The sequence below is a fragment of the Tatumella sp. UCD-D_suzukii genome (assembly GCF_000611875.2).
In the GTDB taxonomy this organism is placed as follows: Bacteria; Pseudomonadota; Gammaproteobacteria; order Enterobacterales; family Enterobacteriaceae; genus Tatumella; species Tatumella ptyseos.
Genome location: NZ_JFJX01000005.1, coordinates 1 through 613, shown reverse-complemented (window position 1 = coordinate 613; position 613 = coordinate 1). Strand labels below are relative to the sequence as shown.

Annotated in this window: 1 protein-coding gene and 1 pseudogene; both read right to left on the bottom strand. The window is 36.7% G+C overall.

The features are described from left to right. The coding region (locus CG67_RS02655) for a DUF5455 family protein (protein WP_025901435.1) at positions 1–327 on the bottom strand (327 nt) is incomplete at its 3' end. Further along, positions 327–613 (bottom strand): annotated as a pseudogene (locus tag CG67_RS02650) (attachment protein); the annotation flags it as partial. The gene CG67_RS02655 and the pseudogene CG67_RS02650, both read right to left, overlap by 1 nt.

The window sequence follows — 613 nt, the reverse complement described above, 5'->3', positions numbered from 1 at the left end:
AGCCATAGAAATAAACCTATCTTTTAAATCAAAAACCATAACAGCAATTTTCATTGACATAATCACAGTAATACATTCGGTAGTTCCATCAGGTAATACAGAAGACATTAAATTAGAGAAGTCCTGAGGCATGGCACCGTAAACAACAGAACCAAGCCATTGCAAGCCAAGCAAAAGAACAACCATAATTGCGCCAACAAGAGCAGTCGCTAATAATCCAGTTCTAGTAGCAAGACGAGCTATGAAACTTGCAACATAGCCAATAACAAGAGGAACAAGACCTATTAAAAACCGGAATAAAGCCGGGATACCTAATAAAGCTGGCATTATTGCTCACCCTTCCTTAGTAAAGATGTAATAGAAGTGAATACATACCAAAATGTAAGACAATACATAACCCAAGAAAGCAGTGATTTTATATCGCCTAATTTATCGCAACCTATCTCAATTTGATAAACAGAACCAGAAAACATAACAAAATTACTACAGCCATGACCAGTAGGAATAGACGGCCTTAGAGCGCCTTCATTTAAAAATGATTCCCAAGCACCGCCATGAGAATCTTTATCAATATTTAATTGAGTTTTAGCTTGAGCAGTTGCCAAATCAAACT